We start from the raw sequence: 22,750 nt of genomic DNA on the forward strand, positions 1-22,750 counted from the left end.
GGAGGCTCCTGTAACGGTCGGGCCCAGCGGATGGACAGGGTGGGCCTCTCGGCTGCCGAGGGTAGCCGCAAACGGGGTGAAGGTGGAGCGCGCCGGCACCTCCCGGCGCCGTCGCGCTGTCCCGCCATTCAGTCCTGCAGGCCCGGCTCACCCAGTACCAGCGGCACCCGTGAGCCGTCCAGCAGGCCGCGGCTGAGCCTGCCATCCTCGATGAACAGCAGTTCGCCGTTCTCGCCGTTCTTGATGCTGCTGTCGATGGCGATCACGCGGTCGCCATGGAAGCTGCTGACGTGCGGCATCGAGGTGTGGCCAACCACGATGCGCGTGAGCTGCAGGCGGTCGAGCACGGCCTGTACCGCCGCGGTGTCGAGGCGGCCATCGAAATAGCCGCGGTACCAGATCGGGCTGGTCTTGCCGTCATACAGCGGTGCGGTGGCCGGGTCGGCCTTCACTTCGGCCTTGGGCAGGCCCAGAGAGGCCTGGTAGGCCGCATTGGTGCGTACCGGGTCCAGCGCCAGCTGCAACGCCTCGGGCGAGATGCCGCCATGCAGGAACAGGGTATCGCCGATCTTCAGCAGCACCGGGCGGGTGCGCAGCCACTGCCCGATCACCGAGTCGGCGCCATACAGTTGCGGGTAGCTGCGGCCCAGCAGCTGGGCGCTGCGCAGGTACTTCGGGTTGACGTAGCGCAGGTCGTCGTACAGCACCATGGTTTCGTGGTTGCCGAGCACGAAGTGCACTGCGCCACCGGCGGCGGCGGCCTGCTGCTGCAGGCCGTACAGCAGCCAGAACGCCTCGGTCACCTGCGGGCCGCGGTCGAATACATCGCCAGCGATGACCAGCGTGTCCTTGCCCAGGGCCCAGCGATCCTGGGCGTCGATGACCTGGTGGGCGCGCAGCAGGCGCACCAGCAGCCCGTACTGGCCATGGATGTCCGACAGCGCGACGATGCGCGGCGCGGCCGGCAGCACGGAGACCGAGGCCGCATTCGGCGCGGCCACGTGCACGGTGTGTTCGTAGCCACAGCGCGGCGCGATATCGGTGCCCGTCGTGTTGATGGCCAGCGAGCGCGACTCGACCTTGTCGTCGCAGATCCACTTGGCCTGCAGCTGGTCGCCCTGGCGGAATACATAGGGGCCATCGGCCTGCACGTGGTCGGCGGGCGCGGCAACCTCGCGGGCCTGCGTGGTTGCTGTGGCGCAGGCCAGCAGCGGCAACAGCAGGGCGGTCAGCAGGAAAGGGCGATAGCGCGGCATCGGCGGCGTCCGGCGGCGGAAACCTCCGATGCTAACCGGCGCGGCCGGATCGTGGTGTGCGCGAATGGGCGGATCAGGCGCCGCGCCGGTCGTCCTTGAGCTTGCGCACGCGGGTGGCGGCGGCCTGCAGCGGCTGACCGTCGCGCCCGTGTGGCTGCATGTAGGGCAGTGGTCGCCGCGTGCTGGATTCGATCAACTGCGAATGGGCTTCACCGGCGCTGAAGCGATGGCGTTCTCCCCACTGGCGCAGCGCGACCAGCAGCGGGAACAGTTCCTGGCCGGCGCGGGTGAGCACGTATTCCTGGTAGGCCGAGCCATCGGAGGCCGGTTGCAGTTGCAGGATGCCGGCCTCGACCAGCCTGCGCAGGCGATCGCTGAGGATGTTGCGCGCCGCGCCGAGGCTGCGCTGGAAGTCGCCAAAGCGCGTGACGCCGTCGAAGGCATCGCGGATCACCAGCAGTGCCCAGCGATCACCGAGCAGGTCGGCGCTGCGGGCAACGGGGCAGGGACTGTTGGCGTGCATGCTGTGGCCTCCGAATGTGGTTGCAGTTTAAAACCAATGACGATAGCCTGCATCAAGTTTCAAATTGCAACTACATCATGAGCGCATCGATGTCCCGCCCATTGCTGACCCTGCTCGCGGTCGCGGCCGGCGCCAGCGTTGCCAACGTCTATTACGCGCAACCGCTGCTGGATCGGCTGGCACAGGCCTTCGCATTGGACCGTGCCGTGGCGGGCGCAGTGTTGGCGGCAACCCAGGCCGGCAGTGTGCTGGCATTGCTGGGCCTGCTGCCGCTCGCCGATCGCGGTGACCGGCGACGCCTGCTGCGGATGCAGTTGATGGCGCTGGTGCTGGCCCTGCTGTGGCTGGCAGCGGCACGCACGGCCGGTTGGCTGTTGTCGGGCATGCTGCTGGCCGGGCTGTTGGGCACCGCGCTGACACAGGGCTTGATCGCCTATACCGCCACGCTTGCGCCGCCCGAGCAGCGCGGGCGCCTGGTGGGCGTGGTGCAGGGCGGCGTGTTCATCGGCCTGTTGCTGGCGCGCGTTGTATCGGGCGCGGTCGCGGCCACCGTCGGCTGGCGGGCGGTCTATCTGCTGTCGGCAGCGCTGATGGCGGCCCTGGCCGTGCTGCTGTGGCGGCGTCTGCCGGCGGTGCCGGTGCCGGCGGTACCACCGCGCTGGCGCGAACTGCTGGGTTCGATGCTGGGCATGCTGCGCCGGGACCGCGCGCTGCGCGAGCGTGGGCCGCTGGCATTGCTGCTGTTTGCTGGCCTCAACGTGTTCTGGGCGGCGGTGCCGCTGCCGCTGTCGGCGCCGCCGTTGCAGTGGTCCACCGCGGCCATCGGCGCACTGGGCCTGGCCGGCGTAGTGGGCGCCTTGATGGCGGCGCGGGTCGGGCACTGGATGGACCGCGGTTTCGCCGGTCGGGTCAGTCTTGGCGCGTTGCTGCTGATGCTGGCCGCGTGGTGGCCGCTGCTGGGCCTGCCGCAGTCGCTGTCGTTGCTGCTGCTGGGCGTGATCGTGCTCGACCTCGGTGGGCAGGCACTGCACGTATCGAACCAGGCGCTGCTGCTGCGTGCACCGGCAGAACAGCATGGACGCCTGGTGGCGTTGTACATGCTGTTCTATGCAGTGGGCAGTGGTGCCGGTGCGGCTGCCGGGCCCTGGATGCAGGCCCGGCATGGCTGGCCTGCGGTGTGCCTGCTGGGTGCAGGCATCGCGGCACTGGCGCTGCTGTGGTGGGCAGCATGGCGGGTGGTGGCGTCCAATGCATCGGCTGGCGGGCGAACCGGTAGAGTCGACTGTCGGTAGAGTCGACTGTCAGTCGACTGCTCTTCGCCCCGCGTGCGAAAAATCCCGCGCTGCGTGCGATAGTCGACCAGCGGTCGACTCTACCTGTCCTGTCGTCATCGCTGCAGTGCACGCCGTCCCGGTGCTTCCTCAAGGTCCGCGCTGGCCACTACCACGCGGTTGCGGCCGCTGCGCTTGGCCTCGTACATCGCCGCATCGGCCCGTGCCATCAGCCGCTCGTAGTCCGGGTGGCCGTCATGGCCGGCTACGCCGATGCTGGCGGTCAGTGCCAGTACCTGGCCGTTGGCCAATGCCACCGGTGACTGCGCGATCTGCCGCCGCAGGCTTTCGGCGATCACCGCGGCCTGTGATTCGCTGGCCGCGACCAGCACCACCACGAACTCCTCGCCGCCATAGCGGAACAGGTAGTCACTGCCGCGGGTCAGCTGGCCGAGCAGGCCGGCGACGTGCTGCAGCGCGCGGTCCCCGGCGTCGTGGCCGTGGCCGTCGTTGATCGCCTTGAAGTGATCCAGGTCGAGCAGCAGCAGCGAGAACGGCGTGCGGTTGCGCGTGGCCAGCTCGATCTCCCGGCGCAGCACGGTAGGCAGGAAGCGGCGGTTGAGCAGGTTGGTCAGCGCATCGCTGCCGGCATCCAGCTCGCCGATGCGCTCGAACAGCAGCGTCATCAGGGTGCGGATGGCGGCCAGGTCCTCGCGGATGGCCGGCAGCACCGCCAGTCGTTGTGCCGGGGCATCGTTGCTCGCCCGCTGCAGGTTGCTGTCGATGCGGGCCATCAGCTGGCCGACCTGCCGGGTCTCGCTGCTCTCGCCGAAGCTGGGGATGCCCTTGTGGGTGAACCACAGGCCGAACTCGGAAGTGGCCAGGCTGGCGCTGTCGCTGGCCTGTACGTGGCCAGCGAGCGCGTAGAGCAGGGCGTTCTCCCAGTCCAGCAGCAGTGCGCGCTGGCGTTCGCGTTCGGTGCCGACGTTCTGCACCAGCGAGAACAGCCGGTACGCAGCATCGGCGCGGGTCGAGCGCTCGCGTGCATGGGTATAGGCCAGGGTCATGCCTTCCATGGCGATGTCCATGATCGCGCTGAGGCAGTCGATGGCGGCGAACGCAGTGGCACTGTCGGGCGCGTCGTCGTGCAGGCGCACGAACAGTTCGTGCTTGAGCACGCGCGCGCCGCGGGTGACCAGGTCGACCGGAATACCGACCCGGGCATGCACATCGCCGATCACCCGCTGCGAGGCAACGGCGCCGGCAATACCGTCGGCATTGGTGGTCAGCAACTGCACCAGCCAGCGCTGCATGGCCGGCTGCAGGCGCTGCTTGACCTGATCGTGGGACAGGAAGCGGCGTGCACGCCCGTCCTGCAGCAGTACCTCGTAGAAGCGTTGGGCCAGCGCCGGCGGGGCATCGGCGGCGGCGGCGTGCAGCAGCGCGGTGGCGGCAGGGCCGGCCTGTTGCAGGCAGTGCTGCCAGGCCTCGGCCAGCGGTTGGCTGGCATCGTCCAGTTGGGGTGGTTCCACGTCGATCTCTGACTGCGTACGGCAAACCACGGGTATCGGCCGCGGTGGCGCACGGTTGATGGCGGGTTGGCCGGTCAGTTTTATGCGCGATGCAGGGTTGCACGGCGCGCAAAGCACGTCGGCGCCGCGGCGGCAATGAGTGAACGCATTTGAGAATCACTCGCATTGATGGGAGAATGCGCGCACGGATCGGCCCGCAGGCGACTGCAGCGACGCTCCGCCTCCCCCTCGTCGTTGCCTCAAGCCCTTTGCCAGAGGCCCCGTTGCCCTGCCAGAAGGTCCAGACCATGTCCCCTGCCGTTGTCCTTTCGCCGCGCCCGCTGGCGCTCGCCGTTGCCGCCCTGCTGGCGGGAAGCGCCCTGACCGCCCAGGCCGAAACCGATGCCACCGATATCGACACGGTGCATGTCACCGCCTCGCAGATTGCCCGCCAGGCACTGGGTACCTCGACCATCACCGCCGAGGACATCGCCAAGCGCCCGCCGGCCAACGACATCGCCGAGCTGCTGCGCACCATGCCGGGCGTCAACCTCACCGGCAACAGCGCCTCGGGCCAGTACGGCAACAACCGCCAGATCGACCTGCGTGGCATGGGGCCGGAAAACACCCTGATCCTGGTCGACGGCAAGCGCATCGGTGCGCGTGACGCCGTGCGCATGGGCCGTAGCGGTGAGCGCAATACCCGCGGTGATACCAACTGGGTGCCGGCGGAAATGATCGAGCGCATCGAAGTGCTGCGCGGCCCTGCGGCGGCACGCTATGGCTCCGGTGCGTCCGGCGGCGTGGTCAACATCATCACCAAGCGCCCGACCGGCGACCTGACCGGAGCGGTCGACCTGTATGGCCTGGTGCCCGAGCACAGCGCCGAAGGCGGCAGCGAGCGCGTCGGCCTGCAGCTGAGCGGGCCGATGACCGACACCCTGTCGTTCCGCCTGTACGGCAACCTCAACAAGACCGACGCCGACTCACTGGACCTCAACCGCCAGTACGCCACCAACCCGAACGCGGTGCCACCGGCTGGCCGCGAGGGTGTCAAGAACCGCGACGTCAACGCGTTGCTGCGCTGGGACATCACCACCGACCAGGTGGTGGAGTTCGAAGCCGGCACCAGCCGCCAGGGCAACATCTACGCCGGTGACCGCGCGGTCAGCACTACCGGTACCTCGACCGGCGTTGACCTGGCGGCGCTGGCCGACGGCGAAGCGGAAACCAACCGCATGTACCGCAACACGGGCGCGATCACCCATCGCGGCCGCTGGGGCGACGTGACCTCGCGGGTGACCGCCGCGGTGGAAGCGGTCAACAACTCGCGCATCAATGAAGGCCTGGCCGGTGGCCCGGAAGGCAGCTTCAATGGCACCGACTGGTCGACCTCGCGCCTGCGCAACTACCAGCTGGATGGCGAAGTGAGCTTCCCGACCTCGCTGGGCAGCGCCGAGAACATCTGGACGCTGGGCTTTGAATACCTGGACAGCCGCCTGACCGACCCGTACTCGATGAGCCAGTCCAGCAGCAGCGGCGGCGGCATCCCGGGGCTGTCGGCCGATCGCGCGCGGGGCAAGGCCGACGCGCAGACCACCGCAGTGTTCGTCGAAGACAACATCTACCTGGGTGAGCGCTGGATCGTCACCCCGGGCCTGCGCTTCGACCACCACAGCCAGTTCGGCAACAACACCAGCCCCAGCCTCAATGCGCAGTTCCGCATCAACAGCGACTGGGTGGTGAAGGGCGGCATCGCCCGCGCGTTCAAGGCGCCGAACCTGTACCAGTCCAATCCGGACTATCTGTACTACACCCGTGGCAACGGCTGCCCGAATGCACTGCCGAGCCTGGGTGCCGGTTGCTACATGCGCGGCAACGCGGACCTGAAGGCGGAAACCAGCCTGAACAAGGAACTGGGCATCGAGTGGGCACCGCAGAGCGGCTGGCAGGCCTCGTTGACCTACTTCCACAACGACTACAAGGACAAGATCCAGGCCGGCTACACCCAGATTGGCCTGACCGCCGACACCAAGGGCCGCATCTTCCGCTGGGAGAACGCGCCCAAGGCGATCGTGCAGGGGCTTGAAGGCAACCTGGTGATCCCGCTGCTGGGCGAGCAGGGCAACCGCCTGAAGTGGAGCAACAACTTCACCTACATGGTGGAAAACGAGAACAAGAGCACCGGCCAGCCGCTGTCGGTGATCCCGAAGTACACCGTCAACACGATGCTGGACTGGCAGGCCACCGACAAGCTGTCGGTGCTGCTGACCGGCACGTTCTACGGCAAGCAGGAACCGGCCACCGCCAACATCAACAATGATCCGCGCTGCACCGGCAGCTGCGATCCCTCGATCGCGCTGCAGGACCGCGGTGCCTACAACATCTGGGGCGTGAGCGCGCGCTACAAGGTGACCGAGACGGTCAGCTTCGGCTTCGGCGTGAACAACCTGGCCGACAAGCGCCTGTTCCGCGAGGCCAACAGCAGCGATGCCGGTGCGGCGACATACAACGAACCGGGCCGCGCCTACTGGGCCAGCCTGCGCTTCGGGTTCTGACCGCACGCGGACGCCGGTCCGCTGCGGTCGCCAGGCCAGGCCTGGCGCTGCCGGCCACGCTCCGGTAGCGCCGGGCCTTGCCCGGCGACACCGGCGCCGCGCGCCTGCAATGTTATAAACACCGTAATAGTCTCCCCCGCCAGCACGGCGTAGCCTGCACCGCATCGCAAAGGAGCTGTTGCCATGGGCCACGACCACGATCACCTGCCATCCCAGATCCGCCACGAGAAACCCTTGTGGTGGGCGCTCGGCCTGACCTCCACCTTCCTCGTCATCGAGGTGGTGGGCGCGTTCTGGACCAACAGCCTGGCGCTGCTGTCCGACGCGGCACACATGGCCACCGATGCACTGGCACTGATGATTGCGCTGGTCGCGGTGCGGTTGAGCCGACGCCCGCCGGACGCGCGCCGCACCTACGGCTATGCACGCCTGGAAGCGCTGGGCGCGATGATCAACGGCGCCATGCTGTTCGTGGTCGCCGCCTACATCCTGTGGGAGGCGATCGGTCGTTTCCGCGAACCGCAGGAGATCGCATCTTCGGGCATGCTGGTGATCGCCGCCGCAGGCCTGGTCATCAACCTGATCTCGATGCGCCTGCTGCAGGCCGGCAGCGGCGAGAGCCTGAACGTGAAGGGCGCCTACCTGGAAGTGTGGGCGGACATGCTTGGCTCGGTGGCGGTGATCGCCGGTGCGTTGTTGATCAAGTGGACCGGCTGGAAGCCGATCGACCCGATCCTGGCGGTGCTGATCGGCCTGTGGGTACTGCCGCGCACCTACGTGCTGATGCGCGAGGCGATCAACGTGCTGCTGGAAGGCGTGCCCAAGGGCATGGACGTGGCCAAGGTGCGCGACAGCCTGTCCGGTCATGCTGCGGTGCTGGACGTGCATGACCTGCATGTGTGGGCGCTGGCCTCCAGCACGCCGGCGCTGACCGCGCACATCGTGATGCGCGACGGCACCGACGCCGATGCGCTGCGCCGTGAGCTGGGCGGGCGCCTGCACGATGACTTCGGCATCGAGCACGTGACGCTGCAGATCGAAGCGGACCACTGTGGTGAAGCCTGCGCTGGACCGGCGTCGGCCAAGGGCGGCGCGCAGCAGGGCCATGAAGGCCACGACCACGGTGAGGACGCGCAGGGCCATCGCGGCCACGTGCATCATTGAATGAAAATGAAAGCCGCACCGGGGAATGCCCGGTGCGGTCATTCGTCGCGTCGCGAGGCCAGCCGATCCGCCAGCCGGGTCGGTTCCGGCAGCCGGTAACCGCGCAGCGTGCGCTGCACCCAGTCCAGCGCGGTATCGGCACTGACCCGATGGCCGCCGGCCACGAACAGCGGCTTGCAGCGCACCTTGCTGCGCAGCACCCAGCCCAGTTGTTCGTCGCCATCCTGCAGCGGCGCATGTGCACCGGCCTCGGCGCCCGATTCGACGAACCGGCCCACCAGCTTCGACTTGGCCACGCCGATGCTGGGCAGGTCGGTGACCACGCCCAGATGCGCGGCCACGCCCAGCCGGCGCGGATGGCTGATGCCATGGCCATCGACGAACACCAGGTCCGGCGTGCGCGGCAGCAGCGCCAGCGCGGCCAGCAGTGCCGGCAGCTCGCGGAAGCTGAGCAGGCCGGGGATGTAGGGCATCACCGTGGGGATGCGCGCGATCTCCTGCGCCACGGGCTTCAGCGTCTCCACGTCCAGCAGTACCGCCGCGGCGCGGGTGATGGCGCCGCCGTCTTCAAAGCCAACATCCAGCCCGGCCAGCCAACGGACGTCGCGTGGCAGGCGGTCCTGGCGCTCCACGCGGCCGGCCAGCTGGAGCTGCTGCGCGCGTGCCGCGGAGACGCTGCCTTCCCAACATCCGGGATCGATCACCGTATTCATCGGTCACAGCATCGCACGGGCGGCGCCACGGCCCGGTGAGCGGCGGCCGGGCTACAATGGCGGCCTGCCTTTCCTCGCGTTGGAGACCCTGCAGTGACCCGTAAACTCGTACTGTTGCGCCATGGCCAGAGCCAGTGGAACCTGGACAACCGCTTCACCGGCTGGGTCGATGTCGACCTGACCGAGCAGGGGCGCCGGGAAGCGGCCGCCGCCGGTCGCCTGATGCGCGAGGAAGGCCTGCAGTTCGACGTCGCCCACACCTCCGTGCTCAAGCGTGCCATCCACACCCTGCAGGGTGCGCTGGCCGAGCTGGAGCAGGACTGGCTGCCGGTGAACAAGTCCTGGCGCCTCAACGAGCGGCACTACGGCGGCCTGCAGGGGCTGGACAAGGCCGAGACCGCGGCCAAGCACGGCGAAGAGCAGGTCAAGGTCTGGCGCCGTTCGTACGACATCCCGCCGCCGCCGATGGACCTGGAAGATCCGGGCCACCCGATCCATGACCGCCGCTACGCCGGTCTGGACCGCAACGCGCTGCCGGGCACCGAATCGCTGGCCACCACCCTGGACCGCGTTCTGCCGTACTGGCACGACGCCATCGCGCCGCAGCTGAAGGACGGCAAGACCGTGCTGGTCACTGCCCACGGCAACTCGCTGCGCGCGCTGTACAAGTACCTCAACAATGTCTCGCGCGAGGAGATCCTCGAGCTGAACATCCCGACCGGCATCCCGCTGCTGTTCGAACTGAACGACGACCTGACCGTGCAGTCGTTCCGCTACCTGGGCGACCCGGAAGCAGCGCGCAAGGCCGCCGAAGCCGTGGCCAACCAGGGCAAGGCGAAGTAAGAAGCACAAGGCCGGCGCAAGCCGGCCTTCGCTTTTGTCGAGCCGAGCCCACGCTCGGCCGGCGCTGTCGCAACCCGGTAGAGCCAACCCATGGGGGCTGCATCAGCCAGCTACGAGGGATCCATGCGGCGCACCTTCGGCGGCCGCAACGCGGCAATGTCGATGACGTGTTCCTGGCATATCACCTGATAGTGCGTGAATGGGCCCGGGTAACTGCCATCGGCAAAGGTGGCATGGTCCAGATAATCGAGGAACTTCGAACGGCTGTAGCGGCGGAACAGGTTGCCGCTCCAGGTTTCGGCGTCGTCCCAGCGCTGGTAGGACTCGTTGTGCACGGCGTAGCTGATGTAGTGGTCCCAGATCAGCTCAAAACGCTGCGAGTGGGGCATCACCTCTATCGCACGCGCATCATCGATTGAACGTCCATGAGCGAGCTCCACACGGGAGGGCTTTCCGACCACCAGGCCTTCCTCGACGACCAGGCGCAGACGATTCGCTTCCGGCTCGCCGATGCCCGCCAGGAACAGACACTCACAAGCGTCGATGGCCTGCAGCAGCGCAGCTTCGTCCATGGTCATGAAGTCCAGTGATCGCGGAAGCCAGAGCATAGCGGCATGCAGACGGAGCCGCGCCATGCGCTCGTGACCTTTGGCCGGTCCCCAGCGTCGCTCCCGCGGCTACCCTGTGAAATTACCCGCAGGAGAGCCTCATGAACGTCCGCAACCTGGTCCCGCTGGGCCTGACCATCGCCATCGCTGCCTCACTGGCGGCCTGTGGCAAGAACGAAACCGCCCCGGCGGCCAGTGCCGACGCCAAGCCGGCCTTCGACCTGTCGCAGATCAAGACGCCGCTGATCTCGCTCAACAGCGCCGACCTCGATCCGGCCATTCCGGCCTGTACCGACCTCAATGGTTTCGTCAACAGCAAGTGGCTGAAGGCCAACCCGGTGCCGGGCGACCAGACCACCTGGGGCAGCTTCGAGATCCTGCGCGAGCGCTCGCTGGAAGTGCAGCACGCGCTGGTGCAGCAGGCCGCCGCCAGCCAGGCCAAGGCGGGCTCGGTGGAAGCGAAGATCGGTGACATCTGGAAGACCGGCAACGATGAAGCGAAGATCGAAGCTGCCGGCCTGGCGCCGCTGCAGCCGCAGCTGGACAAGATCACCGCGCTGAACGACACCGCCGCCATCACCCGGTACCTGCGCGACAGCCAGGCCGAGGGCAAGGGCGTGCTGTTCTCGCTGTTCGCCAATGCCGACTACAAGGATTCGGCCAACGTCATCGCCTACGTCGGCCAGGGTGGCCTGGGCCTGCCGGAGAAGGGCTACTACTTCGACGATGCGCAGGCCAAGATCCGCGACGCCTACGTGGCCTATATCGCACAGGTGTTGACCCTGTCCGGCGTGGACGCGGCGCAGGCCGCCGAGCAGGCGAAGGCCGTGATGGCCTTCGAAACCCGCCTGGCCAAGGCCTCGATGTCGCGCATCGAAATGCGTGACCCGGCCAAGCGCTACAACCCGCTCAGCGCGGCTGAGGCCGACAAGCTGACCCCGAACTTCAGCTGGACCGCGCTGTTCGAGACCCTCAAGGTGCCGGCCGCGCAGAAGTTCTCGCTGGCCCAGCCGGGCTTCTTCGGTGAAATGGACAAGATGCTGGCCGATGTGCCGGCCAGCACCTGGCAGGCCTACCTGCGCTTCCACACCATCGACGATGCCTCGCCGTACCTGAGCAGCCAGTTCGAGAAGGCCAACTTCGATTTCTACGGCACCACCCTGCGTGGCCAGAAGGAAATGCAGCCGCGCTGGAAGCGCGTGCTGGAGTCGGTCAACGGTGGCATGGGCGAAGCCCTGGGCCAGCTGTACGTCGACGCCGTGTTCCCGGCCGAGTCGAAGGTCGCCATGCAGCACCTGGTGGAAAACCTGTCGCAGGCGCTGAAGGCGCGCCTGGAGCAGCTGCCGTGGATGGGCGAAGAAACCAGGAAGAAGGCCCTGGAGAAGTGGGCCAGCTTCACCCCGAAGATCGGTTACCCCGACAAGTGGCGTGACTGGGCGGGCCTGCAGACCAACGGCGACAGCTACCTGGGCAACATGCAGGCGGCGCGTGCGTTCAACTACCGCTACATGCTGGACAAGATCGGCAAGCCGGTGGACAAGACCGAGTGGGGCATGACCCCGCAGACCGTCAACGCGTACTACAACGCCACCAAGAACGAGATCGTGTTCCCGGCGGCGATCCTGCAGGCACCGTTCTTCGACGCCAAGGCCGATCCGGCGCTGAACTACGGCGGCATCGGTGCGGTGATCGGCCACGAGATGATGCACGGCTACGACGACTCGGGCAGCCAGTTCGCCGCCAACGGCAACTTCGACAACTGGTGGACCGACGCCGACCGCAAGGCCTTCACCGCGCGTACCGACCAGCTGGTCGCGCAGTTCGACGGCTATGAATCGGTGCCGGGCGTGTTCGTGAAGGGCAAGCTGACCCTGGGCGAGAACATCGGCGACCTCGGCGGCCTGACCGTGGCCTACGACGCGTTGCAGATGGCGCTGAAGGAAGACCCGAAGGCGAATGTCGAAGTGGATGGCCACAGCCAGGACCAGCGCTTCTTCATGAACTGGGCCACCGTATGGCGCCGCAACTTCACCGATGGTGAGCTGCGCGTCCGCCTGAACACCGATCCGCACGCCCCGGCCAACTTCCGTGCCAACGGCGCACCGTCGAACATGCCGTCCTATGCCGCTGCATTCCAGTGCAAGGCCGGCGACGCGATGGTGCGTGCCGACGACAAGCGCGTGGTGATCTGGTAATCGATCACCCGTGACTGCGTGATGCGAAAGGCCCGGCGAATGCCGGGCCTTTTGTCTTCCAGGCCGGTAGCGCAGCGCCGACTGGTAGAGTCGACTGTCGCGCGCAGCGCGGGATTTTCGCGATCTGGACGAAGAGCAGTCGACTGACAGTCGACTCTACCGACGGGTCGTTTCACCTTCCGGAAGATCTCAGGCCAGCTCCGGCTCCCGCGCCAGCATGCGTTGGAAGCGCTGCAGCACGTAGGGATCCACCAGCCCTCCAGACTGCGAATCGATGATCCGCAACGCGGTTTCGTGCTCCATCGCGTCGCGGTACGGGCGCACGCTGGTCATCGCATCGTAGGCATCGGCGATGGTGACGATGCGCGCGCCCAGCGGGATGGATTCGCCGCGCAGCCCATCGGGATAGCCGCTGCCATCGAAGGCTTCGTGATGGGCGCGGATCAGCCGCGCCACGGGCGCGGCGTCGCTGCGGCCGGTGGCCAGGAAGATGTGCTCGCCGCGCACCGGATGCTCGCGCATGATCGCGCGCTCCTCATCGGTATGCCGGCGCGGTGCCAGCAGTACGTCGTCGGGAATGCCGATCTTGCCGATGTCGTGGAAGCGCGCGGCCAGGCCGACCTGCGCACAGGCCTCGTCGTCGAGATCGCAGTGCGCGGCCAGCCGCTGCGCGAACAGGCCGACGCGGTCGCAGTGATGGCGGGTGTAGGCGTCGCGCATCTGCAGCGACATCGAGAGGGCATCGATCAGGCAGGCCTGCGCGTGCAGCAGGTCGGGGGCGGGTACGGCGTCAGGAAACATGGTCATCCGCCCGCACCGGGTGGGGACCGGTGCGGGGTGTTCGGGGGGCGATCAACCCGGGGCGAGGGTGGCCAGAAGGGCGCGGGCCGCGTTGAAGCGGTCTTCCGGCAACGGCAGCGGGTGCTTGATGCGCAGCTTGTCGGGCCCTTCCATGGCGTACAGGTTCGGTTGCTTCTGGATCAGCTGGATCACCGCCATCGGGTCGATGTTCGGCTTGGATTCGAACACGATGCGGCCACCATTTTCGCCCAGGTCCAGCTTGCGGATGCCCAGCGTGTTGGCCTTCAGCTTCAGCTCGGCGATGGCGAACAGGTGCTTGGCCGCATCCGGCAGCAGGCCGAAGCGATCGATCATCTCCACCTGCAGTTCGCGCAGCGCATTGCTGTCGCGCGCGCTGGAAATACGCTTGTACAGGGTCAGGCGGGTATGCACGTCCGGCAGGTAGTCTTCCGGGATCAGTGCCGGCACATGCAGTTCGACCTCGGCACCACGCACTTCCTCGCCGGCATCAAGGTCGGGCAGCTTGCCCTGCTTGATGCTGCGCACCGCGCGCTCCAGCAGCTCGGTGTACAGGCTGAAGCCGACCTCGGCCATCTGCCCGCTCTGGTCCTCGCCGAGCAGTTCGCCGGCACCGCGGATTTCCAGATCGTGCGTGGCCAGGGTGAAGCCGGCGCCCAGCTCGTCCATCGAGGCGATCGCTTCCAGGCGCTTCTCAGCGTCGGGGGTGATCGCGCGGCGGTCGGGCGTGATCAGGTACGCGTAGGCGCGGTGGTGCGAACGTCCGACGCGGCCACGCAGCTGGTGCAGCTGGGCCAGGCCGAAACGGTCGGCACGGTTGATGATGATGGTATTGGCGTTGGGGATGTCGATGCCCGACTCGATGATCGTGGTCGACAGCAGCACGTTGAAGCGCTGCTTCTGGAAATCCAGCATCACCTTTTCCAGCTCGCGCTCGGGCATCTGCCCATGGGCGATGCCGATGCGCGCCTCCGGCACCAGCTCGGACAGCTCGCGCTGCATGCGGCCGATGCTTTCCACGTCGTTGTGCAGGAAATACAGCTGGCCACCACGCGCCAGCTCGCGCTGGAAGGCTTCGCGCAGCAGCGCGTTGTCCCACTGGGTGATGAAGGTCTGCACCGCCAGCCGGTTCGGCGGCGGCGTGGCGATGATCGACAGGTCGCGCAGGCCGGCCATGGCCATGTTGAGCGTGCGCGGAATCGGTGTGGCGGTCAGGGTCAGCAGGTGCACGTTGGCGCGCAGCGCCTTCAGCGCTTCCTTCTGGCGTACGCCGAAACGCTGCTCCTCGTCGACGATGACCATGCCCAGGTCCTTGAACTTCACGTCCGGCTGCAGCAGGCGATGGGTACCGACGATCACGTCGATGGTGCCGGCGGCGACCTTTTCCAGCTCGGCCTTGATTTCCTTGGTGGTCTTGAAGCGCGACAGCACCTCGACCTTCAGCGGGTAATCGGCGAAGCGGTCGCGGAAGTTGCGGTAATGCTGTTCGGCCAGCAGCGTGGTCGGCACCAGCACAGCCACCTGCTTGCCGGCACTGGCGGCCGCAAAGGCCGCACGCACCGCCACCTCGGTCTTGCCGAAGCCGACGTCGCCGCAGACCACGCGGTCCATCGGCTGGCTGCTGGCCAGGTCGCGCAGGGTGGCGTCGATCGCGGCCAGCTGGTCCGGGGTCTCCTCGAACGGGAAACCGGCCGCGAACGGCTCGTACATCGCGCGGTCGACCTGCAGTGCCAGGCCGGCACGCGCCTGGCGGCGGGCCTGGATCTCCAGCAGTTCGGCGGCGACGTCGCGTACTTTCTCGGCGGCCTTGCGCTTGGCCTTGCTCCACTGCTCGCCACCGAGCGAATGCAGCGGCGCGGTTTCCGCCGACGCACCGGAATAGCGGCTGATCAGGTGCAGCTGGGCGACCGGCACATACAGGCGGTCGCCCTTGGCATATTCGATTTCGAGGAACTCGCCGGGCATGCCGCCGACGTCCATCGCGATCAGGCCACGATAGCGGCCGACGCCATGATCCTCGTGCACGATCGGCGCGCCCTCGGTCAGTTCACCGAGGTCGCGGATGATCGCTTCCGGCTCGCGGCCGGCACGGCGCGTGCGCCGGGTGCTGCCGGCGCGCTCGGGGAACAGCTGGCGCTCGGTCAGCACCGCGATGCGCGGATCGTCCAGCGCGAAGCCATCCTCCAGCGGTGCCACCGCGATCGCGAAGCGCGCGTCGTCGGCGAGGAAGCTGGGCAGGTCGGCCACCACCGGCGGCTTCAGCTCGGCGGCCTGCAGCACTTCCAGCAGCGCCTCGCGGCGGCCGGGTGAATCGGCGGCGATCAGTACCCGGCCCGGATAATGGCCGAGGAAGGATTTCAGCGCATCGCCAGCGGGGGCTTCGCGCGCGGCCACCGGCAGCGGTGGCAGCGGCTGGTCTCCCAGCGCGTGCGCGTCGGCGATGCGCGCATGGTCAGCCGACCACACCTCGATGCGCGGGGCATCGTTCAGGCGCTCGCGCAGCAGCTCCGGCGACAGGTACAACGCCGACGGCGGCAGCAGCGGGCGCTCCACATCATGGCGGCGCTGCTCATAGCGGTCCGCAGTCTGCGCCCAGAACGCGACGGACGCTTCATACGCACCGGCACAGACCACCGGCAGGCTGCCGCTGGGCAGGTAGTCGAACAGGGTTGCGGTGCGTTCGAAGAACAGCGGCAGGTAGTACTCGACGCCGGCCGGCGCCAGTCCGGACTTCAGGTCCTGGTACAGCGAACTGCGCCGGGTATCGACATCGAACCGCTCGCGCAGCGTGGCCAGCACGCGGGCGATGCTGGCTTCATCCATCGGCACTTCGCGGCCGGGCAGCATGTGCACCGCCTCGACCTTGTCCAGCGAACGCTGGCTTTCCGGGTCAAAGGCACGGATCGAGTCGATGTCCTCGTCCAGCAGTTCCACCCGCAGCGGCTCGTCGGCACCCATCGGGTACACGTCGAGCAGGCCGCCGCGCACAGCGAAGTCGCCCGGGTCCATCACCTGCGGCACGTTGCGGTAGCCGGCGCTTTCCAGGCGGCGCTTCTCGGCTTCCAGGTCCAGGCGCTGGCCGACCTTCAGGTCGAAGCTGCCACCGATCACGTAGCTGCGCGGGGCCAGCTGCTGCAGCAGGGTCTGCACCGGCACGATTACCAGGCCACGCTTCAGCGCGGGCAGGCGGTGCAGGGCGGCCAGGCGCTGCGAAATGATGTCCGGATGCGGACTGAAGCGGTCGTAGGGCAGGGTTTCCCAGTCCGGGAAGGCGACCACCGGCAGGGCCGGATCGCCGCCGAGCAGGGTGTGCAGGTCGGCTTCGAGCTGGTTGGCACCGTGGTTGTCACGGGCGATCACCAGCAGCGGGGCGTCGTGCGCACGCGCGGCCTGGGCAAGGTACCAGGCCAGGGCGGTCGGCGAGGCGGGGGCGCGCCACCAGGCGCGGAGCTGGCCGGCGCGCGGCAGCGGCGGGGCGGGGTATGAGGTACGCGACATGGACCCCGGATTTTAGCAGAAGCCCGATCGAAGCCCGGTGGGTCGTGCCGGCCGATTGCCGGCAGCCTCATGTGCCGTTGGGGTAACGCAGTTCAGGCCAGCGGCCGGCACTACCGGCAGGCGTCGCCGGGCGGGGCCCGGCGCATCTGTCAGTTGTCCAGCTCCAGCACCATCCGCACCAGGCCTTCGGCACCGGCCGGGTGCGGGACCGGCTTGAAGCCCAGCGAGGCGGCCAGCTGTTTCATCGGCTCGTTCTCGGCGGCGACGTCGCCGTACAGGCGGTCCAGGTACTTGCCGCGGCCCCACTTCACCAGCTTGCGCATCAGCTGCCGGCCCAGGCCCTGGCCAATGAGGAAGCGGCTGATCAGGATCGCGTACTCGGCTTCACGGGTGCCGGGGATGATCGAGGCCCGGGCGACCGCGCCGACCACCGCTTCGCCAGCGGGCAGGGATTCGGCTGCGACCAGGGTGATCTCGGTCTTGGGATTCGGGTGGGTCAGGCGCTGGGTGGTTTCCGGCGAAAGCTCGGTCACCGCCTGCAGGAAACGATCACGGATTTCTTCCGGCCCGAACAGGCTGAACGCCGCTTGCAGCGGTGCGCCATCTTCCGGGCGGATGGGGCGGATCAGCAGCTCGTGGCCGCTGGGAGCCTTGAAGATCTCATGCCAGGGCGGCATGCGGTTGCGAGTGGCCATACCGGGTGATTCCTTGGTGGTCCATCGATTGTGGCATCACCGGGGCTGCATTCCGTGAACGAAAGGCTCACGGCGGTACAGCCTCGTGAAGGCCGTCATTCGGGGGCTTTGAGCCAATCCAGGCGGGTGCTGGCCCCCGGTTCGCCCAGGTGCTGGCGCAGCGCCGGCAGGGCCGGGCCGACCACCCGGTCGAACTGCCACGGCGGGTTGAGCAGCAGCATGCCGCTGCCGTTGAGGCGCAGCGGCGAGTCGTCCGGGCGCACCAGGAACTCGATCGTCATCGCCGATTTCACCGGCAGGGCGGTGGCCTTGCGCAGGAAGTGCAGGATGGTGCGGCGCTGCTTGATCGGGAACCACACCGCGCAGGTCGCCTGTGGCCAGCGCGCCAGGGTCTCGGCCAGGGCGGCCAGAACGGCCTGGTACTCGGCGTCCTGGGCCTCGTACGGCGGGTCGATCAGCACCAGGCCACGGCCGATCTTGCTGCCGTTGAACTTCGGCGGCAGCAGCGAGCGCAGCAGGGCATAGCCATCGCCAGCGCGCACATCGACGCGGCTGTCATGGGCGAACAGGGCCTTCAGCGTGGCCGTTTCGGCTTCCTGCAGCTCGCAGACCGCCATGCGGTCCTGCGCGCGCATCGCCTGTGCGCTCAGCAGCGGCGAGCCCGGGTAGTTGGTCAGCGCGCCCACCGGGTTGTCGGCCTGCACCGCCTTCAGGTAGCGCTCGACCACCTCCGGCAGCCTGGGCTGGGCCATCAGCCGCATGATCCCGGATTCGGCCTCCAGGGTCTTGCGGCTCTCTTCGCTGGCCAGCAGGTAGCGGCCGGCACCGCCGTGGGTGTCGAGCACGAAGAACGGGCTGTCCTTGCGCTTGAAGCTGTCGATCAGGGCCAGCTGCACGATGTGCTTGAGCACATCGGCGTGGTTGCCGGCGTGGAAGGCGTGGCGATAGTTCATGGGCGGCAGTGTACGGGGCGGCGGCCGCAGCGGCTATGCTGCGCGCCATGACAGCTCCCGTTGCCCATGTCCTGGTGGTCGAGGACGAAGCCGCCATCGCCGAAACCGTGCTCTATGCGCTGCGCAGCGAAGGCTATGCCGCCAGCCACTGCCTGCTGGGCGGCGAGGCCCTGCAACGGCTGCAGGCCGGCGATATCGACGTGGTGGTGCTGGACGTGGGCCTGCCGGACCTGGGCGGTTTCGAGGTCTGCCGGCGGCTGCGCGCGCAGCCCGGGCCGGCGGCGCAGCTGCCGGTGATCTTCCTGACCGCCCGCAACGATGAAGTGGACCGCGTGCTCGGCCTGGAACTGGGCGCCGACGATTACATGACCAAGCCGTTCTCGCCGCGCGAGCTGGTGGCGCGGGTGCGCGCGCGCCTGCGTCGCGTGGCACCGGTCGTGGCAGCCCCCGGCGCAGATGCGGGCTGGCAGGAACACGGGGCGTTCGCGATCGACCGCGAAGGCCGGCGTATCCGCTTCCGCGGCCATGCGCTGGACCTGACCCGCTACGAGTACGCGTTGCTGGAAGCGCTGCTGCAGCGCCCCGGTGCCATCCTCAGCCGCGCGCAGCTGATGGACCGGGGCTGGGACAGCAGCGCCGACAGTGCCGACCGCACCGTCGACACCCATGTAAAGACGTTGCGCGCCAAGCTGCGTGCGGCTGGTGCCAGCGACGACCCGATCCGCACCCACCGTGGCCTCGGCTACGCGCTGGAGGTCTAGCCGATGCGCCTGGTACTGAAGCTGTTCCTCGGCTTCTTCCTGATCACCGGCATCGCCGCGTTCTTCGTGATGCGCGTATTCGTCAACGAGGTGAAGCCCGGTGTGCGCCAGGCGATGGAATCGACCCTGGTCGATGCGGCCAACGTGCTGGCCGAGATGGCCGCCGCCGACGTCAAGGACGGCACCATCCGCAGCGGCAGCTTCACCCGCAACCTGGCCAAGGCGCGGCAGCGCGACCTGAAGGCGATGGTCTGGCGTTTTCCCAAGCGATCGCTGGATTACCGGGTGACCATCACCGATGCCAGGGGCATCGTCATCTACGACTCGCTGGGCCGCGACCTCGGGCGTGACAATTCGCGCTGGAACGATGTCTACCGCACCCTGCGTGGCGAGTACGGCGCCCGCTCCAGCCCGGAAATACCAGGCGAAGAAGGCGATACGGTGATGCACGTGGCGGCGCCGGTATACGACCCGGCCGATGGGCGCACCCTGATCGGCGTGCTCAGCCTGGCCCAGCCCAACCGCAGCATCGATCCGTTCATCGCCGCCAGCCAGCGCGCCATCATCGAGCGCGGCGCCTGGTTGATCGGGCTGTCGGCGCTGGTCGGCGTGCTTGTGACGATGTGGCTCACCACCGGCCTCGGCCAGCTCAGCCGCTATGCACGCGCGGTCAGCGCCGGCGAACCGGTGCCACCGCCACGGCGCCGCCGCGACGAGATCGGCGACCTGGGCCAGGCGCTGGAAACCATGCGCCGCAAGCTGGAGGGCAAGGCCTATGTCGAACAGTACGTGCAGTCACTGACGCATGAAATGAAGAGCCCGCTGGCGGCGATCCGCGGTGCCGCCGAGCTGCTGCAGGAGCCGCTGCCCGAGGCCGACCGCGTGCATTTCGCGCGCAGCATCGTCGACCAGCAGGAGCGGCTGACCGAGACCATCGACAAGCTGCTGGCGCTGGCCGAAGTGGAACAGCACGGCTGGCTGCAGACCCGCGATCCGATCGCGCTGCCAACGTTGCTGGCCGATGCGGCAGCGGCGGCGCAGGTGCGTGCGCAGGCGGCCGGCGTGCAGGTCAGCATCGGCAGCGCGCCCGACCTGCGCGTGCAGGGCGATGCCTATCTGCTGCGGCAGGCGTTGCACAACCTGATCGACAACGCCATTGCCTTCTCACCGCCCGGCGCGGACATCGCACTGCAGGCCGAGGTGGACGGGCAGGGCGTGCGCCTGCAGGTGGCGGATCGCGGTACCGGCATTCCCGACTACGCGCGCGAACGGGTGTTCGAACGCTTCTATTCGCTTGCCCGCCCGGGCAGCGGCCGGCGCAGTTCCGGCCTGGGCCTGCCGTTCGTGCAGGAGGTCGCGCGCCTGCACGATGGTCGCGCCAGCCTCGACGCGCGCGACGGCGGTGGCACCGTGGCCAGCCTGTGGCTGCCGTTGTCAGTGCCGGGCCAGCGTCCGCGCCGCTGACTTCACACTCGCTTCAACTTCGCCACAAACCCTGCTCACCGCAGCGGTCCATCCTGCAGCCCTCTCCAACGAGGATGGACCATGAAATCCCTGAAGATGCTGCTGAGGTTCGCCATTGTCGGCGGGCTGATCCTGTTGTTGCTGGTGCCGCTGATGATGATCCGCGGGGTCATCACCGAGCGCAGCCAGTACCGCGACGAGGCCTTTGCCCGGGTGGCCGACAGCCGTGCCGGCACGCAGCAGCTGGTGGGCCCGGTACGGGTGGTGCCGTGGGTGGAACGCAAGCAGGTTGAACTGGTTGACCCGCTGGGCGTCAAGAAGACCGAGATCCAGGTGACCGAGGGCCACTGGCTGCAGATGCCGGCGTCGCTGGAGGTGGGCGGCGAGATGCTGCCGAGCCAGCGCGAGGTCGGCCTGTTCAAGGTGCCGGTGTACAGCTGGAATGGCCAGTTGAAGGCGACTTTCGCCGAAGACGACTATCCGGTGAAGAACGGCCGCACCTATGGCCAGCCCTATGTGGCGCTGGGGGTTTCCGATGTGCGCGGCCTGGTGGGCACGCCGAACCTGCGGGTGGACGGCAAGCAGCTGCGGTTGCTGCCCGGCGTAGGCGTGGCCAGCGAAATCGGACGTGGCCTGCATGCGCCGGTGAGCGGTTTCGCCGCGGATCAGGGCGGCGCGCTGGCCGCCAGCACCGTTGAACTGGAGCTGCGCCTGGATGGCAGCCGCATGCTGTCGGTGGTGCCGGTGGGCGATGACACCCGGATCGCGCTGCGGTCGAGCTGGCCGCATCCGTCGTTCAGCGGCGCCTTCCTGCCGAACGAACGCCGTGTCGATGCACAGGGCTTCGAAGCACGCTGGGCGGTGTCCTCGCTGGCCTCCGATGCACAGCGCCAGCTGCGCAGCGAGGGCTCGATCGATTCGCAGGCCGTGACGGTGTCGCTGGTCGATCCGGTCGATACCTACACCCAGGCCGACCGTGCCTCGAAGTACGGCGTGCTGTTCGTGGTGCTGACCTTCGTCGGCTTCATCCTGTTCGAACTGATCAAGTCGCTGCGCATCCATCCGCTGCAGTACCTGATGGTCGGCCTGGCGCTGGCGATCTTCTTCCTGCTGCTGATCAGCCTGTCCGAGCACATCGCGTTCTGGAAGGCCTACCTGGTCTCGGCCGTGGCCTGCATCGGCCTGCAGGCGGTGTACCTGGCCAACGTGCTGTGCCACTGGAAGCGCGGCCTTGGCTTCGCTGCGCTGCTGACCGTGCTGTACGGCGCGCTGTATGGCCTGCTGGTGTCGGAGAACAACGCACTGCTGATGGGATCGCTGCTGCTGTTCGTGATCCTGGCGCTGGCGATGTGGGTGACCCGCCGGGTCGACTGGTACGCGCTTGGCGCGGACCTGAAGTAAGGAGCACGCCATGAGCTGGCGCCAGGGATTGCGGCAACGGGCGCGGCAGGGCATTCCGGCCCTGCTGGAAGTGGATGCACTGCTGCAGGTACATGGCGTGCTGGCGGCCCTGCCGGGGGCACGGATCGCCCCCGGTCTGGTCCGCTTCCAGCTGGCCGCGGTGACCTGCGAGGGATTGCAGGGCAAGGGCCTGGCTTGGTTGCAGGGCGCGCGGCAGGGACGCGGTGCGCTGGCGGGGAAGGTGCCGCGCTACCGGCCATGGAAGGCCGGGGCGGAAGCACTTGCGGAAATCGGCATCGGTGGCCTGCCCGATGACTGGCCCGCGCATGCGGCGGTGTATGGCTGCAGCAGCATCGACCGGCGGCACTGGTTGCTGCTGCTGCCGGAGCGGGCGCAGCTGTGGCTGGGGTGGAGTGGGTGAGGTGGTTTGGCAGATGCGACCCAACCACTCTTCTGTGGGGGCGAACCCTGGTTCGCACGCTTCCGCGCCGCCCATGACCGATGGGACGGTATCGCG

General features: G+C 68.0%; 18 protein-coding genes. 9 read left to right on the forward strand and 9 right to left on the reverse strand.

Annotated elements, in window-relative coordinates:
• Positions 1-128: 128 nt before the first annotated feature.
• Complete coding sequence (locus QP609_RS06105; protein ID WP_111205779.1) at positions 129-1,256, reverse strand: metallophosphoesterase; 1,128 nt, start codon at positions 1,254-1,256, stop codon at positions 129-131.
• 73 nt (positions 1,257-1,329) lie between these two features.
• Positions 1,330-1,779: a helix-turn-helix domain-containing protein gene (locus tag QP609_RS06110; protein WP_126411857.1), complete on the reverse strand. Its 450-nt coding sequence runs from the start codon at positions 1,777-1,779 to the stop codon at positions 1,330-1,332.
• 14 nt (positions 1,780-1,793) lie between these two features.
• Between QP609_RS06110 and QP609_RS06115 the strand changes: the two genes are divergently transcribed.
• Entirely contained in the window at positions 1,794-3,071 is a 1,278-nt protein-coding gene (locus tag QP609_RS06115; RefSeq protein WP_180835057.1) for an MFS transporter, read from the forward strand.
• A gap of 95 nt (positions 3,072-3,166) precedes the next feature.
• On the opposite strand, the gene QP609_RS06120 is transcribed toward QP609_RS06115, so the two are convergent.
• Positions 3,167-4,582 carry a GGDEF domain-containing protein gene (locus tag QP609_RS06120; protein WP_032958025.1) on the reverse strand — a complete coding sequence of 472 codons (1,416 nt, stop codon included), beginning with the start codon at positions 4,580-4,582 and terminating at the stop codon, positions 3,167-3,169.
• A gap of 287 nt (positions 4,583-4,869) precedes the next feature.
• Between QP609_RS06120 and QP609_RS06125 the strand changes: the two genes are divergently transcribed.
• Entirely contained in the window at positions 4,870-7,119 is a 2,250-nt protein-coding gene (locus QP609_RS06125; RefSeq protein WP_197621023.1) for a TonB-dependent siderophore receptor, read from the forward strand.
• Between the two features lie 183 nt (positions 7,120-7,302).
• Positions 7,303-8,283 (forward strand): cation diffusion facilitator family transporter, encoded by a 981-nt coding sequence (locus QP609_RS06130; protein ID WP_032958024.1) that lies wholly within the window; start codon positions 7,303-7,305, stop codon positions 8,281-8,283.
• A gap of 38 nt (positions 8,284-8,321) precedes the next feature.
• Here the strand turns inward: QP609_RS06130 and nfi are convergent, their stop codons facing one another.
• A complete protein-coding gene (gene nfi / locus QP609_RS06135) occupies positions 8,322-8,996 on the reverse strand; it encodes a deoxyribonuclease V (protein WP_197621022.1) in 675 nt (224 codons plus the stop codon).
• A gap of 93 nt (positions 8,997-9,089) precedes the next feature.
• Between nfi and gpmA the strand changes: the two genes are divergently transcribed.
• Complete coding sequence (gpmA, locus tag QP609_RS06140; RefSeq protein WP_014036448.1) at positions 9,090-9,839, forward strand: 2,3-diphosphoglycerate-dependent phosphoglycerate mutase; 750 nt, start codon at positions 9,090-9,092, stop codon at positions 9,837-9,839.
• Positions 9,840-9,949: 110 nt separating this feature from the next.
• Here the strand turns inward: gpmA and QP609_RS06145 are convergent, their stop codons facing one another.
• On the reverse strand, positions 9,950-10,411 hold the full coding sequence (locus tag QP609_RS06145; protein ID WP_289213879.1) for a hypothetical protein: 462 nt from the start codon (positions 10,409-10,411) through the stop codon (positions 9,950-9,952).
• A gap of 137 nt (positions 10,412-10,548) precedes the next feature.
• Here QP609_RS06145 and QP609_RS06150 point away from each other — a divergent pair, with 137 nt between their 5' ends.
• Positions 10,549-12,642, forward strand: a complete 2,094-nt coding sequence (locus QP609_RS06150; protein ID WP_142234437.1) for a M13 family metallopeptidase — start codon at positions 10,549-10,551, stop codon at positions 12,640-12,642.
• Between the two features lie 189 nt (positions 12,643-12,831).
• Here QP609_RS06150 and QP609_RS06155 read toward each other — a convergent pair whose 3' ends face one another.
• The 4 genes from QP609_RS06155 to rlmJ form a co-directional block, all read right to left on the reverse strand.
• The gene (locus QP609_RS06155) at positions 12,832-13,449 is read right to left on the reverse strand and encodes an HD domain-containing phosphohydrolase (RefSeq protein ID WP_197621020.1); all 618 of its coding nucleotides are present in this window, start codon (positions 13,447-13,449) and stop codon (positions 12,832-12,834) included.
• Positions 13,450-13,494: 45 nt separating this feature from the next.
• Positions 13,495-16,959 carry a transcription-repair coupling factor gene (mfd, locus tag QP609_RS06160; RefSeq protein WP_197621019.1) on the reverse strand — a complete coding sequence of 1,155 codons (3,465 nt, stop codon included), beginning with the start codon at positions 16,957-16,959 and terminating at the stop codon, positions 13,495-13,497.
• 149 nt (positions 16,960-17,108) lie between these two features.
• Positions 17,109-17,654, reverse strand: a complete 546-nt coding sequence (locus QP609_RS06165; RefSeq protein ID WP_014646444.1) for a GNAT family N-acetyltransferase — start codon at positions 17,652-17,654, stop codon at positions 17,109-17,111.
• Positions 17,655-17,749: 95 nt separating this feature from the next.
• Positions 17,750-18,607, reverse strand: a complete 858-nt coding sequence (gene rlmJ, locus QP609_RS06170; protein WP_014646445.1) for a 23S rRNA (adenine(2030)-N(6))-methyltransferase RlmJ — start codon at positions 18,605-18,607, stop codon at positions 17,750-17,752.
• 35 nt (positions 18,608-18,642) lie between these two features.
• Between rlmJ and creB the strand changes: the two genes are divergently transcribed.
• From creB to QP609_RS06190, 4 genes are all read left to right on the forward strand, one after another.
• A complete protein-coding gene (creB, locus tag QP609_RS06175) occupies positions 18,643-19,368 on the forward strand; it encodes a two-component system response regulator CreB (RefSeq protein ID WP_080376403.1) in 726 nt (241 codons plus the stop codon).
• 3 nt (positions 19,369-19,371) lie between these two features.
• Positions 19,372-20,832, forward strand: a complete 1,461-nt coding sequence (gene creC, locus QP609_RS06180) for a two-component system sensor histidine kinase CreC (RefSeq protein WP_032961976.1) — start codon at positions 19,372-19,374, stop codon at positions 20,830-20,832.
• A gap of 81 nt (positions 20,833-20,913) precedes the next feature.
• The gene (gene creD / locus QP609_RS06185; RefSeq protein WP_197621018.1) at positions 20,914-22,233 is read left to right on the forward strand and encodes a cell envelope integrity protein CreD; all 1,320 of its coding nucleotides are present in this window, start codon (positions 20,914-20,916) and stop codon (positions 22,231-22,233) included.
• 10 nt (positions 22,234-22,243) lie between these two features.
• Positions 22,244-22,654: a hypothetical protein gene (locus QP609_RS06190; RefSeq protein WP_197621017.1), complete on the forward strand. Its 411-nt coding sequence runs from the start codon at positions 22,244-22,246 to the stop codon at positions 22,652-22,654.
• Positions 22,655-22,750: the final 96 nt, after the last annotated feature.

The organism is Stenotrophomonas sp. 8(2023), assembly GCF_030345295.1.
In the GTDB taxonomy this organism is placed as follows: domain Bacteria; phylum Pseudomonadota; class Gammaproteobacteria; order Xanthomonadales; family Xanthomonadaceae; genus Stenotrophomonas; species Stenotrophomonas muris.

Bases quoted from the DNA above. Each gene is read 5' to 3' on its own strand.
- QP609_RS06105 (WP_111205779.1), bottom strand. From the start codon at position 1,256: ATGCCGCGCTATCGCCCTTTCCTGCTGACCGCCCTGCTGTTGCCGCTG.
- QP609_RS06110 (WP_126411857.1), bottom strand. From the start codon at position 1,779: ATGCACGCCAACAGTCCCTGCCCCGTTGCCCGCAGCGCCGACCTGCTC.
- QP609_RS06115 (WP_180835057.1), top strand. From the start codon at position 1,794: ATGTGGTTGCAGTTTAAAACCAATGACGATAGCCTGCATCAAGTTTCA.
- QP609_RS06125 (WP_197621023.1), top strand. From the start codon at position 4,870: ATGTCCCCTGCCGTTGTCCTTTCGCCGCGCCCGCTGGCGCTCGCCGTT.
- QP609_RS06130 (WP_032958024.1), top strand. From the start codon at position 7,303: ATGGGCCACGACCACGATCACCTGCCATCCCAGATCCGCCACGAGAAA.
- nfi (WP_197621022.1), bottom strand. From the start codon at position 8,996: ATGAATACGGTGATCGATCCCGGATGTTGGGAAGGCAGCGTCTCCGCG.
- QP609_RS06145 (WP_289213879.1), bottom strand. From the start codon at position 10,411: ATGGACGAAGCTGCGCTGCTGCAGGCCATCGACGCTTGTGAGTGTCTG.
- QP609_RS06150 (WP_142234437.1), top strand. From the start codon at position 10,549: ATGAACGTCCGCAACCTGGTCCCGCTGGGCCTGACCATCGCCATCGCT.
- QP609_RS06155 (WP_197621020.1), bottom strand. From the start codon at position 13,449: ATGACCATGTTTCCTGACGCCGTACCCGCCCCCGACCTGCTGCACGCG.
- mfd (WP_197621019.1), bottom strand. From the start codon at position 16,959: ATGTCGCGTACCTCATACCCCGCCCCGCCGCTGCCGCGCGCCGGCCAG.
- QP609_RS06165 (WP_014646444.1), bottom strand. From the start codon at position 17,654: ATGGCCACTCGCAACCGCATGCCGCCCTGGCATGAGATCTTCAAGGCT.
- rlmJ (WP_014646445.1), bottom strand. From the start codon at position 18,607: ATGAACTATCGCCACGCCTTCCACGCCGGCAACCACGCCGATGTGCTC.
- creB (WP_080376403.1), top strand. From the start codon at position 18,643: ATGCTGCGCGCCATGACAGCTCCCGTTGCCCATGTCCTGGTGGTCGAG.
- creC (WP_032961976.1), top strand. From the start codon at position 19,372: ATGCGCCTGGTACTGAAGCTGTTCCTCGGCTTCTTCCTGATCACCGGC.
- creD (WP_197621018.1), top strand. From the start codon at position 20,914: ATGAAATCCCTGAAGATGCTGCTGAGGTTCGCCATTGTCGGCGGGCTG.
- QP609_RS06190 (WP_197621017.1), top strand. From the start codon at position 22,244: ATGAGCTGGCGCCAGGGATTGCGGCAACGGGCGCGGCAGGGCATTCCG.